General features: G+C 67.9%; 13 protein-coding genes. 7 read left to right on the forward strand and 6 right to left on the reverse strand.

Annotated elements, in window-relative coordinates:
- Nucleotides 1–70 precede the first annotated feature (70 nt).
- On the reverse strand, nt 71–898 hold the full coding sequence (locus tag HLG70_RS25560; RefSeq protein ID WP_171667626.1) for an alpha/beta hydrolase: 828 nt from the start codon (nt 896–898) through the stop codon (nt 71–73).
- Between the two features lie 139 nt (nt 899–1,037).
- On the opposite strand from HLG70_RS25560, the gene HLG70_RS25565 reads away from it, so the two are divergent.
- From HLG70_RS25565 to HLG70_RS25595, 7 genes are all read left to right on the forward strand, one after another.
- Nucleotides 1,038–1,469, forward strand: coding sequence for a hypothetical protein (locus HLG70_RS25565; protein ID WP_171667627.1), 432 nt, complete (start codon nt 1,038–1,040; stop codon nt 1,467–1,469).
- A 43-nt stretch (nt 1,470–1,512) separates the two neighbouring features.
- Nucleotides 1,513–2,211, forward strand: coding sequence for a glutathione S-transferase N-terminal domain-containing protein (locus HLG70_RS25570; RefSeq protein WP_171667628.1), 699 nt, complete (start codon nt 1,513–1,515; stop codon nt 2,209–2,211).
- Between the two features lie 3 nt (nt 2,212–2,214).
- Nucleotides 2,215–3,141 carry a LysR family transcriptional regulator gene (locus tag HLG70_RS25575; protein WP_171667629.1) on the forward strand — a complete coding sequence of 309 codons (927 nt, stop codon included), beginning with the start codon at nt 2,215–2,217 and terminating at the stop codon, nt 3,139–3,141.
- A gap of 77 nt (nt 3,142–3,218) precedes the next feature.
- Nucleotides 3,219–4,634: an FAD-dependent tricarballylate dehydrogenase TcuA gene (gene tcuA, locus HLG70_RS25580; RefSeq protein ID WP_171667630.1), complete on the forward strand. Its 1,416-nt coding sequence runs from the start codon at nt 3,219–3,221 to the stop codon at nt 4,632–4,634.
- The gene (gene tcuB / locus HLG70_RS25585) at nt 4,621–5,850 is read left to right on the forward strand and encodes a tricarballylate utilization 4Fe-4S protein TcuB (protein WP_284143620.1); all 1,230 of its coding nucleotides are present in this window, start codon (nt 4,621–4,623) and stop codon (nt 5,848–5,850) included. The genes tcuA and tcuB overlap by 14 nt, the downstream gene beginning before the upstream one ends.
- 73 nt (nt 5,851–5,923) lie before the next feature.
- Nucleotides 5,924–6,901 (forward strand): Bug family tripartite tricarboxylate transporter substrate binding protein, encoded by a 978-nt coding sequence (locus HLG70_RS25590; protein ID WP_171667631.1) that lies wholly within the window; start codon nt 5,924–5,926, stop codon nt 6,899–6,901.
- An 86-nt stretch (nt 6,902–6,987) separates the two neighbouring features.
- On the forward strand, nt 6,988–7,578 hold the full coding sequence (locus HLG70_RS25595; RefSeq protein ID WP_171667632.1) for a WG repeat-containing protein: 591 nt from the start codon (nt 6,988–6,990) through the stop codon (nt 7,576–7,578).
- Between the two features lie 27 nt (nt 7,579–7,605).
- On the opposite strand, the gene HLG70_RS25600 is transcribed toward HLG70_RS25595, so the two are convergent.
- The 5 genes from HLG70_RS25600 to HLG70_RS25620 all read right to left on the reverse strand — a co-directional run bounded on the left by HLG70_RS25600 (nt 7,606) and on the right by HLG70_RS25620 (nt 12,815).
- A complete protein-coding gene (locus HLG70_RS25600) occupies nt 7,606–9,018 on the reverse strand; it encodes a PLP-dependent aminotransferase family protein (protein WP_171667633.1) in 1,413 nt (470 codons plus the stop codon).
- Between the two features lie 28 nt (nt 9,019–9,046).
- The gene (locus tag HLG70_RS25605) at nt 9,047–9,190 is read right to left on the reverse strand and encodes a DUF2474 domain-containing protein (RefSeq protein WP_171667634.1); all 144 of its coding nucleotides are present in this window, start codon (nt 9,188–9,190) and stop codon (nt 9,047–9,049) included.
- Nucleotides 9,190–10,197 carry a cytochrome d ubiquinol oxidase subunit II gene (cydB, locus tag HLG70_RS25610; RefSeq protein ID WP_171667635.1) on the reverse strand — a complete coding sequence of 336 codons (1,008 nt, stop codon included), beginning with the start codon at nt 10,195–10,197 and terminating at the stop codon, nt 9,190–9,192. Before cydB ends, HLG70_RS25605 begins: the two co-directional genes overlap by 1 nt.
- Nucleotides 10,198–10,201: 4 nt before the next feature.
- Entirely contained in the window at nt 10,202–11,638 is a 1,437-nt protein-coding gene (locus tag HLG70_RS25615; RefSeq protein ID WP_171667636.1) for a cytochrome ubiquinol oxidase subunit I, read from the reverse strand.
- Between the two features lie 295 nt (nt 11,639–11,933).
- Nucleotides 11,934–12,815: an EamA family transporter gene (locus HLG70_RS25620; protein ID WP_171667637.1), complete on the reverse strand. Its 882-nt coding sequence runs from the start codon at nt 12,813–12,815 to the stop codon at nt 11,934–11,936.
- Nucleotides 12,816–12,819 lie beyond the last annotated feature (4 nt).

Below are 12,819 nucleotides of genomic sequence, written 5' to 3' on the forward strand. Positions count from 1 at the left end.
TTGATACCTGGGCGACGGCCCCGATGGGCCAGGCGGGCATTCTCTCAAATAAATGGGGTCAGGGGGCAGGTCAGGGCGCCAGCCTTGCGTCGATGAACGCGGCGATGGCCCGGGTTTCGTCGTTGTCGGCGCCCACGTCCGCATTGATCTGCGCATGATTGCGCGCGAACCCCAGGACCTCGGCCTGGCCGCCCAGGGCGGCGAGCCGGTCCGCGTAGCCGCGCGCCCGCCGGCACGGGTCGGGCCGCAGCGTGGAGCACACCAGCAGCGTGGGCGGTTGTTTGCCTTGCAACTGCGCGGCGGGCGATGCGGCGGCCCATTGCGCCGGGTCGGCGCCGAAGGCTTCGTCGTAGAACGCGGCGTGCGGGTTGGGCATGATGTTCAGCAGGTCGAACCCGGCGCCGTCCAGGATGACGCTGGCCAGCCACGGCTGCGCGCCGGTGCGCTGGCGCATGGGTTCGTCCGCGGACAGCAGCGCCAGCAGATGGCCCCCCGACGAATGGCCCATGACGATGAGGCGGTCGGGGTCGGCATGCCAGCCGGCGGCCTGCCGGCCGATCCAGGCCAGGGCGCGGCCCAGGTCTTCCGCCTGCGCTGCGGGGCGCGCCTGCGGCATCAGCCGGGTGTTGACCGAGATGACGGCAAACCCCTTGGGCAGCCAGTGGGCGATTTTGTTGTCCACCACCTCTGGCGCGGCCTTGTCGCCGTGCTTCCATGAGCCGCCGTGGACCACGACAAGAATGGGCGCGGGGCGCTCGGGGGGGACGGCGGGCAGGTAGACGTCGGCCAGTTGCGCGGGATCGGGTCCGTAAGCCTGGTCCGCCAGCGGAGCGGCCAAAGCCGTCCCGTGCAGGGCGGCGGCCAGGAACAAGGCAAGCAGCAAGCGGGGCGCGCGCATAGGGGGTCAGGAAAAAGGGATACGGAGGAATGTAGCCTGCCGCGGGCGGCCATGGGGCAGGCTGCGGCAGGCGCCTAGTTGTGGCATCCTGCCCGCCACGTCAACCCGCCGCCCCGCGCGGCCTGTCCTGCTTCCCTTCATGCCGAAACTGCTGGCGCGTGTCTTTGACCTCCTGTTGCTTTCCGCCGCGGCGGCGCTCTTTGGCGCCTGCCTGACCTCCGTGCTGACGACCGGCGCCTACGGCTGGGTGATCCCCGACGCGCCCTATATGTACGAAACGAGCGACTTCTTCATCGACGCCGCATTGGCGGGCGTGGCCGGTCTGCTGGTGCTGGCGCTGGCGGAGCGCGTGCAGAAGGTGCGCGTATCGGTCCCGTGGCGGGCCGGGGCGACGCTGGCCGCGGTGCTGGTCTCCTTGTATCTGGCGCCGCCGTCCCCCCAGGTGTTTGGCAATACCTGGGCGCCCGGCGAGGCGACGCGGGAATTGTTCCTGGCGCAAATGCACATGGTGCTGCCCATTGCGCTGGCGGTGGTGGCGCTGCGCTGCGGGCTGAGCCGGTATTTGCGCTAGGATTGTCGTCACCAACCCCCGCCTGCCCTGGAGAATCCCCCGCATGTCCTCCCTAGACTCGTTTGCCATCACGAAGAAGTGGCCCGCCCGGCATCCCGATCGCATCCAGCTCTATTCGCTGCCCACGCCCAACGGCGTGAAGGTGTCGATCATGCTGGAGGAGACCGGCCTGCCTTACGAGCCGCACCGGGTCAGCTTCGATTCCCAGGACCAGTTGTCGCCCGAGTTCCTGTCGCTCAGCCCGAACAACAAGATTCCGGCCATTCTTGACCCCAACGGGCCTGACGGCAAGCCGCTGGCCCTGTTCGAGTCCGGCGCCATCCTGATCTACCTGGCCAGCAAGACGGGCCAGTTCATCCCGGCGGACACGGCGGGGCGCTACGAGACCCTGCAATGGGTGATGTTCCAGATGGGCGGCATCGGCCCGATGTTCGGCCAGCTGGGCTTCTTCCATAAATTCGCAGGCAAGGAATACGAGGACAAGCGTCCGCTCGAACGCTACGCAGCCGAATCCAAGCGCCTGCTGGCCGTGCTGGACCAGCGCCTGGAAGGGCGCGACTGGGTCATGGGCGAGCTATACACCATCGCCGACATCGCGATCCTGCCCTGGGTGCGCAACCTGGTGGGCTTCTATGGCGCGGGCGAGCTGGTGGAATTCTCCCGATTCAAGAATGTCGCGCGCGTGCTGGAAGCCTTTGTCGCCCGACCCGCCGTGGTCAAAGGGCTGACGATCCCGGGCTGATCCATGGAACTGCGCCAGTTACGTTACTTCGTGCGCGTCGTCGAAGCCGGCAGCATCGGCCGGGCGGCCATGTCGATCGGCATGGTCACCTCGGCGCTCAGCCAGCAGATCAGCCGGCTGGAGGGCGAGCTCTCGACCCGGCTCCTGCAGCGTAGCGCCAGCGGCGTGGTGCCCACGGATGCGGGGCTGGCGTTCTTTCGCCAGGCGCAGCTGGCCCTGCGCCACGCGGACGACGCGGTCCAGGCGGCCCAGCAGGCCAGGCTGGCTGGACACGTCAGCGTCGGCCTGCCGTCCACCACGGCGGCGATCCTGGGGGCGCCTTTCCTGCAGGCCATGAACGAGCGCTACCCCGATATCCGCCTGCACCTGGTCGAGGCGCTGTCGGGCCATCTCAGTGACATGCTCAACGGCCGTCTGCTGGACCTGGCCATCGTCTTTCATGCCGAGTCCGCGCGCCGCTGGAGCATCATGCCGCTGCTGGACGAACCCCTGTTTCTCTTTGCCCGGCGCGACATGCCGGGCGTGCCGGCCGGCGACACGACGCGGCTGGAAGCCATCGCGGACCTGCCACTGGTGCTGCCCAGCGGCCGCCACGGCCTGCGGGCGCTGGTGAACAACGCGTTTCTGCAACTGGGGCACACGCCCCGGGTGGTGGCCGAGGTCGACGGCCTGTCCCTGTTGATGGACGTGGTTCAGCTGGGCATCGCCGCCACCATCCAGCCCAGTTCCGCGACGGCGCGGATCGCGCCCGGCCAGTTGCACATGGCCCGCATCGACGACGCCCATCTGTTCCGCCCCAATCTGCTGGCCAGCCTGTCGGACGAGGAACTGTCGCCCGCGGCGCTGGCCGCCCGCCTGGTGATGGCGGACGTGTCGCGGACCCTGGCCCGGGACGGAAAATGGGCAGTCGTTGCTCTTCACGAATCGTGAAGACCCGTTGACGCCTGCCTGATATCGCAACACCGCGCCGCTCAGTACAGTCTGCCCCTTGAATTGGGGAAGATGGCATGGTTGACGTCTTGGTGGTGGGTGGGGGCAATGCGGCGCTGTGCGCGGCCCTGATGGCGCGCGAGGCCGGCGCCAGCGTGTTGCTGCTGGAGGCGGCGCCGCAGGAATGGCGGGGCGGGAACTCGCAGCACACGCGCAATCTGCGCTGCATGCACGATGCGCCGCAAGATGTGCTGATCGACGCGTATCCCGAAGAAGAATATTGGCAGGACCTGCTCAAGGTGACGGGCGGGCTGACCAACGAGCACCTCGCCCGGCTGGTCATCCGCGAATCCTCCACCTGTCGCGACTGGATGCGCCGGCATGGCGTGAACTTCCAGCCGCCGCTGTCGGGCGCGCTGCACGTGGCGCGAACCAATGCCTTCTTCATGGGCGGCGGCAAGGCGCTGGTCAATGCCTATTACCGCAGCGCCGAGGCGCTGGGCGTGAAGATCCGCTACAACGCTCCGGTCGATTCGCTGGAACTGGAAGACGGCCGCTTCGTGGCGGCGCGCATCGGGCAAGAGCGCATCGAGGCCCGCGCCTGTGTGCTGGCCGCCGGCGGCTTCGAGTCCAACCGCGAATGGCTGCGCGAGGCCTGGGGCCAGAACGAGCGCGGCGAATGGCCGGCCGACAATTTCCTGATCCGCGGCACGCGGTTCAACATGGGCGTGCTGCTGAAGTTCATGCTGGACGCCGGCGCGGACAGCATCGGCGACCCTTCCCAATCGCATTGCGTGGCCATCGACGCCCGCGCGCCGCTGTATGACGGCGGCATCTGCACGCGCATCGACTGCGTATCGCTGGGCGTGGTGGTCAACCGCGAGGCCGTGCGCTTCTATGACGAGGGAGAGGACTTCTGGCCCAAGCGCTACGCCATCTGGGGCCGCCTGACCGCGATGCAGCCGGGCCAGATCGCCTATTCCATCATCGACGCCAAGGCGGTCGGCCGCTTCATGCCGCCGGTGTTCCCGGGCGTGAAGGCCGATACCCTGCCCGAACTGGCCGAAAAGCTGGGCCTGGACCCGGCCACCTTCGAACAGACTATCCGTCAATACAACGAGTCCTGCCGCGTGGGCAAGTTCGACCACACCGCGCTGGACGACTGCCACACCGAAGGGCTGACCCCCGCCAAGACGCACTGGGCGCGGCCCATCGACACGGCGCCGTTCTACGGCTATGCCTTGCGGCCCGGCATCACATTTACCTATCTGGGCCTGAAGGTGGACGACACCGCCGCGGTCCGGTTCAACGACCAGCCCAGCGACAACCTGTTCGTCGCGGGCGAAATGATGGCCGGCAACGTGCTGGGCAAGGGTTATACGGCGGGCGTGGGCATGTCCATCGGCACGGCCTTCGGCCGCATCGCCGGGACCCGGGCCGCCGCCGCCGCGCGCCGCCAGCAACTTGCGGGAGCACAACATGAAGCAGCTTGAAGCCCTGGCCCGCGAGGCGCAGTCGTTCTCCAACAGCCTCCCGGAATCCGGGCCCGCCATGACCGAGCAGCCCGTGCATTTCCACGGCCGGAACGCCAAGCCGCTGGCCGAAACGCTGACGGACGATGAAACCGAAGTGGCGCGCGTCATGCAGATCTGCAACGCCTGCCGCTACTGCGAAGGGTTCTGCGCGGTGTTTCCCGCCATGACCCGTCGCCTGGAATTCGGCAAGGCCGACCTGAACTACCTGGCCAACCTGTGCCACAACTGCGGCGCCTGTCTGCACGCGTGCCAGTACGCGCCGCCGCACGAGTTCGCCGTGAATGTGTCGCAGGCCATGGCCAAGGTCAGGGTGCAGACCTACACCGACTACGCCTGGCCGGCCGCGCTGGGCACGCTGTACAAGCGCAACGGGCTGGCCCTGTCGCTGGCCACGGCGGCCGGCCTGGCGCTGTTCCTGGTCCTGGCGGTCCTGATGGCCGGCGGCCTGTTCCATGAGCCGATGGCGGGCAATTTCTATGCCGTGTTCCCGCACAACACGCTGGCGCTGATGTTTGGCGTGGTGTTCGGGTTTTCGATGCTGGCGCTGGGTGTGGGCGTCACGCGCTTCTGGCGCAACGTGAGTCCGGGCGCGGCGTCCGGCGCGGCCGTGGCGGAGGCCGCGCACGACGCGCTGCGCCTGCGCTATCTGGACGGCGGCCACGGCAAGGGCTGCAACAACGCGGACGATGCCTTCACGCTGTGGCGCCGGCGCTTCCATCACTTCACGTTCTACGGCTTCATGCTGTGCTTTGCGGCGACCTGCGTGGCCACGCTGTATCACTACTTGCTGGACCTGCAGGCCCCTTATCCGCTCCTGAGCGCTCCGGTGCTGCTGGGCACCGCGGGCGGCATCGGCCTGCTCATCGGGCCGGCCGGATTGCTGTGGCTCAACATCAAGCGCCATCCGCAACAAGGCGACGCGGCGCAAAAGCCGATGGACCGCGGCTTCATCATGCTGCTGTTCCTGACCAGCGCCACGGGCCTGGCCCTGCTGGCGGGCCGCGACGGCAGCGCGATGGCCTTGTTGCTGGCGATCCACCTGGGCGTGGTGATGGCGCTGTTCCTGACCTTGCCCTACGGCAAGTTCGCGCACGGCATCTATCGCTCGGCCGCGCTGCTGAAATGGTCCATCGAAAAACGCCAGCCCAACAAGCTGCAGCTCGGTTCGGACTGAACCGGCCGGCCTTATCGCGGGCATGACGGCGCCCTGGAAGGCGCCGCAACCGACAACAAACCTGGAGACTTCAATGTTCCGTACCCGACTGCTGGCGCGCGTTGCGCTGGCCGCCTGTCTCACGCCGGCGCTGCCGGCGGCGCACGCGCAAACTTTCCCCGCCAAGCCGATCACGCTGGCCGTGCCGCATTCGGCCGGCGGTACGTCCGACATCCTGGCGCGCACGGTCGCCGCCGAAGCGGCCAAGACGCTGGGCCAGACCATCGTGATCGACAACAAGGGCGGCGCCAACGGCACCATCGCGGCCAAGCAGGTGGCGTCTTCCGCGCCGGACGGCTATACGCTGCTGCTGGCCACCGCCAGCACGCATGGCATCAACCCGTCGCTGTATTCGCGGATTTCCTATGACGCCGTGAAGGACTTCGCGCCCGTCACCCTGCTGGCCACTGTGCCCAACGTGCTGGTGGTGGGCCCGAACGTGAAGGCCGCCAACGTGCAGGAGCTGATCGCGTTCATCCGCGCGCAAGGCGACAAGACCAACATGGGATCGGCGGGCGCCGGCACGCCGGGCCACCTGGCTGGCGAGATGTTCAAGAGCGAAGCCAGGCTGGAATTCACGCACGTGCCCTACAAAGGCGGCAGCCCCGCCATTACGGACCTGATCGGCGGCCAGATCGACTTCATGTTCACCACCATTCCCGGCGTGTTGCCGCACGTGAAGGCGGGCACGCTGCGAGCGCTGGCCGTGACTTCGCCGCAGCGTTCGTCGGCCATGCCCGACGTGCCGACGATGGCCGAATCGGGCCTGCCCGGCTTCCAGGCCGTGTCCTGGCATGGCATCGTCGCGCCCGCCGGCACGCCGGACGCGGTGGTCGCCAGGCTGAACGAGGCCCTGAGCGGCGCTCTGGCCGCTCCGGCGGTGAAGCAGCGTCTGATGGAAGAGGGCGCCCAGGCATCGGCGGTGAACACCGCCGAGTTCGGCAAGTTCATCCAGGCGGAAATCGCCAGCTGGGCGAAGGCGGTCAAGGACTCCGGCGCCACCGCCAACTGAGGTGAAAATCGGCTCTTCGCGGCCGATTTTTCTTGGGCGCCAGGGCATGGCGAACACCGGCATCGCCCCGTGCTAGGATGCCCCGCATGCTGATTGCCGCCTTGCTTTCCGCGCTTGCCCTGGCCTCGGGCAATGCCGCCGACTATGACCTGCCATGCTTCTACGCGGACCAGGGTAGCGGCGGCTCGCTCGAACAAGCCGCGCACTGCGCCCGCGTCGCGGGAGACTCCGTGGAGTTCCGGCCCCAGGTGCTGGCCCGCATGGACTTCGAAGGCGACGGCCTGTCGCCGGCCACCGCCAACGGCTCATGGCATTGGGTGCGGCCGGACGGGTACGCCGTCGCGGTCGTGACCTACGACAACGGCGCCGACGATTTCGAAGAGGGGCTGACGCGCGGCCCGTGGCAGGGCGGCATGGCCTATTACGACAAGCAGCTCAACCGGGTGCTGGCCACGCCTTATGACTGGGTGGACCGGTACAGCGGCGGCCTGGCGGCCGTGTGCAAGGGTTGCCGGCTGGAGCGTACGCCGGACGGCGAACACAGCTACGTCGTGGGCGGAGACTGGGGCGCCATCGACCGGCAGGGACGGCTTGTGCTGCCCCTGCGGCCGGATGCGGCCTCCCTGCATGGCGAGATCGAAGCGGCGCGCGGCGCCGCCGCTCCCGCCTTGCGGTAAGGCCGCCTCAATCCAAGACAATCGGCGTTATCCGCCCGCCAGCAGTTTTCCCAGCGTTGCCATGCCTTGCTCCATGTCGGCATTCCACGGATGCCCGTGGTTCAGGCGCAGGAAATTCCCGAAGCCGCCGGACGATGAAAACAGGGGGCCAGGCGCAATGCTGATGCCGTGGTCCAGCGCGGCGCGGTGCACCTTGAGCGTGTCGATATGCGCCGGCAATTCCACCCAGACGAAGTATCCGCCGGCCGGCCGCGTGGCGCGCGTGCCCTTGGGGAAGTAGCGCGCAATGGCCTGCAGCAGTTCGCCCTGCTGCAAAGCCAGCGCCTGGCGGAACTGCCGCAGATGGCGGTCGAACCCGCCTTTCTCCAGGTAGGCCGCGATGGCGGCCTGGGTGGGGGCGGCGGTGGCCAGGCTGGTGGTCAGCTTGTTGCGCATGATCTTGCGCGTGTAGCGGCCGCCGGCCACCCAGCCCACGCGGTAGCCCGGCGCCAGCGTCTTGGAGAATGAGGAGCAGTGCATCACGATGCCTTCCGTGTCGAAGGCCTTGGCGGGCCGCGGCCGGGTTTCGCCGAAATACAGCTCGCCGTACACGTCGTCCTCGATCAGCGCGACGTCGTGCCGCGTCAGCAGCTTGACCAGCGCTTCCTTTTTCTCGTCGGGCATCAGGCTGCCCAGCGGGTTCTGGAAGGTGGTCATCAGCCAGCAGGCGCGCGGGCGGTGGCGCAGGATGGCCTCTTCCAGCGCCTGCAGGTCTATGCCTTCGCGCGGATGCGTCGCCACTTCGATGGCATGCAGCTGGTTGCGCTCCAGCGATTGCAGCGCGGCGTAGAACGTGGGGGATTCCACGATCACCGCGTCGCCGGGGCTGGTCACCGCCGCCAGGCACAGGTTCAGCGCATCCAGCGCGCCGTTGGTGATGATGATGTCGTCCACTGGCACGGACAGGCCATCGGCCAGGTAGCGCAGGGCGATGGCGCGGCGCAGGGCGGCATCGCCCGGGCTCAGGTCGTCGATGGAACCCCATGGGTCCAGCTTCTGGACGGTGGCCGCCATGAACTTGGCCAGCCGGCCATAGGGCAGCAGGGATGGGCTGGGAAACGCCGAACCGAACGGCAGCATGTCGCGCCGCAAGGTGGCGTTGAGCACTTGCAGCACGTTGTCGCTGACGTCCACCGGATGGCGGCCCGCGCTGGCGCTGGACAGGCCGTCCGGTTCGGGCAGCGCGGCATGCGGGGCGCGCAGCACGTAGTAGCCGGACCGGTCGCGCGCGCGGATCAGCCCGCGCGCTTCCAGCAGGTAGTAGGCCTTGAACACCGTGGAGGGGCTGACTCCGCGGCTGGTGCTGGTCTGCCGCACCGAGGGCAGGCGGTCGCCCACCTGCAGCAGGCCGGACAGGATCGAGGCGGTGATTTCTTCGGTCAGGCGTTCGTAGCGCTTCATGGGGGATCCGTGTGCAGGATGCAGGGGTTCAGGTCGACATGCCGATGGATCTCATGATCAGGCGCAGCGCATAGGCCGCCACGCCCAGGGCCCCGACGCTGCAGGCCCAGATCGCCGCCAGCCACAGCAGGCGGCTGCGCCACGAGGGCAGTGAGGATTGCGCGCCGTTCATCAATGGAACTCCTCGCCTGCGCGCACCTTGCCCCGGAACACGTAATACGACCAGGCGGTGTACATGAGAATAATCGGAATGATCGTCAAGGCTCCCACCAAGGCGAAGCCCTGGCTTTGCGGAGGCGCGGACGCGGTCCAGATGGAGATGTCCGGCGGGATGATCGCCGGCCAGATGCTGATCCCCAGGCCGCTGTAGCCCAGGAACACCAGCGCCAGCGATAGCACGAAGGGGCCGGCGGCAGGCATGCCTTTGACGCGGCGGATCAGTTCAAAGCCCGCCGCCGCAACCAGCAGGGGCACCGGGAAGAACCAGAACATGTTGGGCAGGCTGAACCAGCGTTGCGCGATCTGCGGCTGGGCCAGCGGAGTCCAGGCGCTCAGCACCGCGATGACGGCCAGCAGCGCCAGCGTCAGCGGCCGCGCGATGTCGCACATGTGGCGATGCAGCCGGCCTTCGGTCTTCATGATGAGCCACGTGCAGCCCAGCAGCGCGTAGGCGGCCACCAGGCCTGCGCCGGTGAACATCGAGAACGGGCTGATCCAGTCCCAGGGGCCGCCGCTGTAGGCGCGATTCACCACCGGGATGCCTTCGATATAGGCGCCCAGCGTGACTCCCTGGAAGAAGGTGGCGCACACGGAACCGAAGACGAAGGCGAAATCCCACCACGGACGGTGATGCTCGTCGGCCTTGAAGCGGAACTCGAATGCCACGCCCCGAAAGATCAGTCCCAGCAGCATGAAGACCAGCGGCAGGTGCAACGCGCTCAGGATGACCGAGTAGGCCAGCGGAAACGCCGCCATCAGGCCCGCGCCGCCCAGCACCAGCCAGGTTTCGTTGCCGTCCCAGACCGGCGCCACGGTATTGACCATGACGTCGCGTTCCTCGCGGTCGGCGATCAGCGGAAACAGTATGCCGATGCCCAGATCGAAGCCATCCATGATCACGTACATCATCACGCCGAACAGGATGACGACGGCCCAAATCAGTGCAAGGTCGATGCCCATGGCCTCAGACTCCCGAATGCTTGCGTTGCGCGGGCTCGATGCCCGCCAGGGTGGACGCGGCCGACAGCGGCCGCGACGGCTGGCGTGGTTCGCCCGGACCGCCGGACAGCGGCGCGTGGCCGGGCGCGGGGCTGGGACCCATGCGGATCAGGCGCAGCATGTAGGACACGCCCGCGCCGAACACCAGCAGGTACACCACCACGAAGAGCGCCAGGGTCAGCGTCAGTTCGCCCAGGCCGTGGGGCGTGGCGGCGTCCGCGGTGCGCATGACGCCGTACACCACCCAGGGCTGGCGCCCGATCTCGGTGACATACCAGCCGGCCAGCATGGCCACCAGGCCGGACGGGCCCATCCACAGCGCGCAGCGGTGCAGCCAGTGCGACTCGTACAGGCGATGGCGCCAGCGGGCCCACAGTGCCCACGCGGCCAGGGCGATCATCAAGAGGCCCAGCCCGACCATGATGCGGAACGACCAGAACACCACGGTGGAGTTGGGCCGGTCTTCCGGGGGATAGGATTTCAGGCCGGGGAACTGGCCGTCCCAGCTGTGCGTGAGGATCAGGCTGCCCAGGCGCGGGATGTTCACCGCGTAGCGCGTTTCCTCGCGCTCCATGTCGGGGATGCCGAACAGCGTCAGCGGCACGCCCGCGCCCGGCTCGTTTTCCCAGTGACCTTCGATGGCCGCGATCTTGGCGGGCTGGTGCTTGAGCGTGTTCAAGCCATGGAAGTCGCCCACCACCGCTTGCAGCGGCGCCACCAGCAGCAGCATGCCCATCGCCATCGCGAACATCTTCTTCACGGCCGGGCTGCGGTCGCCGCGCAGCAGGTGCCAGGCGCCGGACGCGCCCACCATCAGCGCGGTGGCCAGGAAGGCGGCGATGCCCATGTGCGCCAGGCGGTAGGGGAAGGACGGGTTGAAGATCACGGCCAGCCAGTCCGTGGGCACCACGCGGCCGTCCAGGATTTCGTAGCCGGCGGGCGTCTGCATCCAGCTGTTGGACGCCAGGATCCAGGTGGCCGACACCAGGGTACCCAAGGCCACCATGACGGTCGAGAAGAAGTGCAGGCCCGGCCCCACGCGCGACCAGCCGAACAGCATCACGCCCAGGAAGCCGGCTTCCAGGAAGAAGGCGGTCAGCACCTCGTAGGCCAGCAGCGGCCCGGTCACGCTGCCCGCGAAATCGGAGAAGAAGCTCCAGTTGGTGCCGAACTGATAGGCCATCACCAGGCCGGACACGACGCCCATGCCGAAGTTGACCGCGAAGATCTTGGTCCAGAAGTGATAGAGGTCCCGGTAGACCGTCTTCCCCGTGCGCAGCCAGAAGCCTTCCAGCACGGCCAGGTAGCTGGCCAGCCCGATGGTGATGGCGGGAAAGACGATGTGAAACGAGATGGTGAAGCCGAACTGTATTCGGGCTAGCAATAGCGCGTCGCTATCCATGGCGGTATTCCTGACTTTCGTCGTCAGCGCTGACAAACCGCCACAAGACGGCGTGCGCAGACGGGGTGTTTGACCTGCACCACGAAGGTAGGACTTCCGCTGTAACTAGTACAGATTCAGAGAAGACTAAAAAAAGCGGATCAGTTGGGGTCGGCGCCACGAAAAACACAGGTTTCACATAGGGAAATCCGCTGTGCTTCATAGGATCTTGATTCTGCGCCGTTACAAAAAAAGCAGCGCAGATCATGCGGTTGCATCGCTTGATCCCATCGGGAATCGAGGCGCCCGCCGGCAGTCAGCGGACCGGACGCGGGGCCAGCGGCGTGACGGGCGGACGCTGCGCGCGCTGGCTCAGCCACACGCTGCCCACCACGATGCCCATTCCCGCCATCTGCCAGGCGCCGAGGCTCTGGCCCAGCAGGCCCCAGCCGAGCAGCACCGCGGAGACCGGGCTGAGAAAGCCCAGCGACGACACCGTGGCGGGCTCCAGCCGCGCCACGCCCCGGAACCACAGCACATAGGTCAGCGCCGCGCCGATCAGCCCCAGATAGGCGATGCCCAGCACGTTCAGGGGCGTGAGCGGCGGCAGCGACGGCTCGGCCAGCAGCGCCACCGGCGCCAGCAGAATGCCGCCCGCGGTCAATTGCCACGAGGTAAACGTCAGCGCCGAAACGGGCGGCTGCCAGCGGCGGCTGAGCACCGTGCCCAGCGCCATCGAGACCGCGCTGGCCAGGCCGGCGGCGACGCCCACCGGGTCCAGCGCGGCCTTGGGGCTGAGCACCAACAGCGCCACCCCGGCCAGCCCGGCCAGGGCGGCGGCAACGGACAGGTTGCGCACCGGCGAGCCCAGCAGGGCCCTCGCCAGTCCGATCACGACCAGCGGCTGGATGGCCCCCAGCGTGGCGGCCACGCCGCCGGGCAAGCGGTAGGCGGCGACGAACAGCAGCGCCCAGAACACCGAGAAGTTCAGCGCCCCAAGCAGGAAGGCGCGCAGCCACCAGATGCCTTGCGGAAGCTGGCGCACGGCCAGCAGCAGCAGGAATCCAGCGGGCAGGGCGCGCAGCATCGCGATCGTCAGCGGGTAGTCCGGCGGCAGCATCAAGGTGGTGACCACATAGGTGCTGCCCCAGATGGCGGGGGCCAGCGCCGTCAGAAGCAGATCGGTATTGCGGCTCATGGCG

The sequence above is a fragment of the Achromobacter deleyi genome, from assembly GCF_013116765.2.
GTDB classification, from domain to species: Bacteria; Pseudomonadota; Gammaproteobacteria; order Burkholderiales; family Burkholderiaceae_B; genus Achromobacter; species Achromobacter deleyi_A.

Coding starts and splice junctions, on each gene's coding strand:
- HLG70_RS25620 (WP_171667637.1), bottom strand. CDS start 12,815: ATGAGCCGCAATACCGATCTGCTTCTGACGGCGCTGGCCCCCGCCATC.
- HLG70_RS25595 (WP_171667632.1), top strand. CDS start 6,988: ATGCTGATTGCCGCCTTGCTTTCCGCGCTTGCCCTGGCCTCGGGCAAT.
- tcuA (WP_171667630.1), top strand. CDS start 3,219: ATGGTTGACGTCTTGGTGGTGGGTGGGGGCAATGCGGCGCTGTGCGCG.
- HLG70_RS25615 (WP_171667636.1), bottom strand. CDS start 11,638: ATGGATAGCGACGCGCTATTGCTAGCCCGAATACAGTTCGGCTTCACC.
- HLG70_RS25560 (WP_171667626.1), bottom strand. CDS start 898: ATGCGCGCGCCCCGCTTGCTGCTTGCCTTGTTCCTGGCCGCCGCCCTG.
- cydB (WP_171667635.1), bottom strand. CDS start 10,197: ATGGGCATCGACCTTGCACTGATTTGGGCCGTCGTCATCCTGTTCGGC.
- HLG70_RS25565 (WP_171667627.1), top strand. CDS start 1,038: ATGCCGAAACTGCTGGCGCGTGTCTTTGACCTCCTGTTGCTTTCCGCC.
- HLG70_RS25590 (WP_171667631.1), top strand. CDS start 5,924: ATGTTCCGTACCCGACTGCTGGCGCGCGTTGCGCTGGCCGCCTGTCTC.
- HLG70_RS25570 (WP_171667628.1), top strand. CDS start 1,513: ATGTCCTCCCTAGACTCGTTTGCCATCACGAAGAAGTGGCCCGCCCGG.
- tcuB (WP_284143620.1), top strand. CDS start 4,621: ATGAAGCAGCTTGAAGCCCTGGCCCGCGAGGCGCAGTCGTTCTCCAAC.
- HLG70_RS25605 (WP_171667634.1), bottom strand. CDS start 9,190: ATGAACGGCGCGCAATCCTCACTGCCCTCGTGGCGCAGCCGCCTGCTG.
- HLG70_RS25600 (WP_171667633.1), bottom strand. CDS start 9,018: ATGAAGCGCTACGAACGCCTGACCGAAGAAATCACCGCCTCGATCCTG.
- HLG70_RS25575 (WP_171667629.1), top strand. CDS start 2,215: ATGGAACTGCGCCAGTTACGTTACTTCGTGCGCGTCGTCGAAGCCGGC.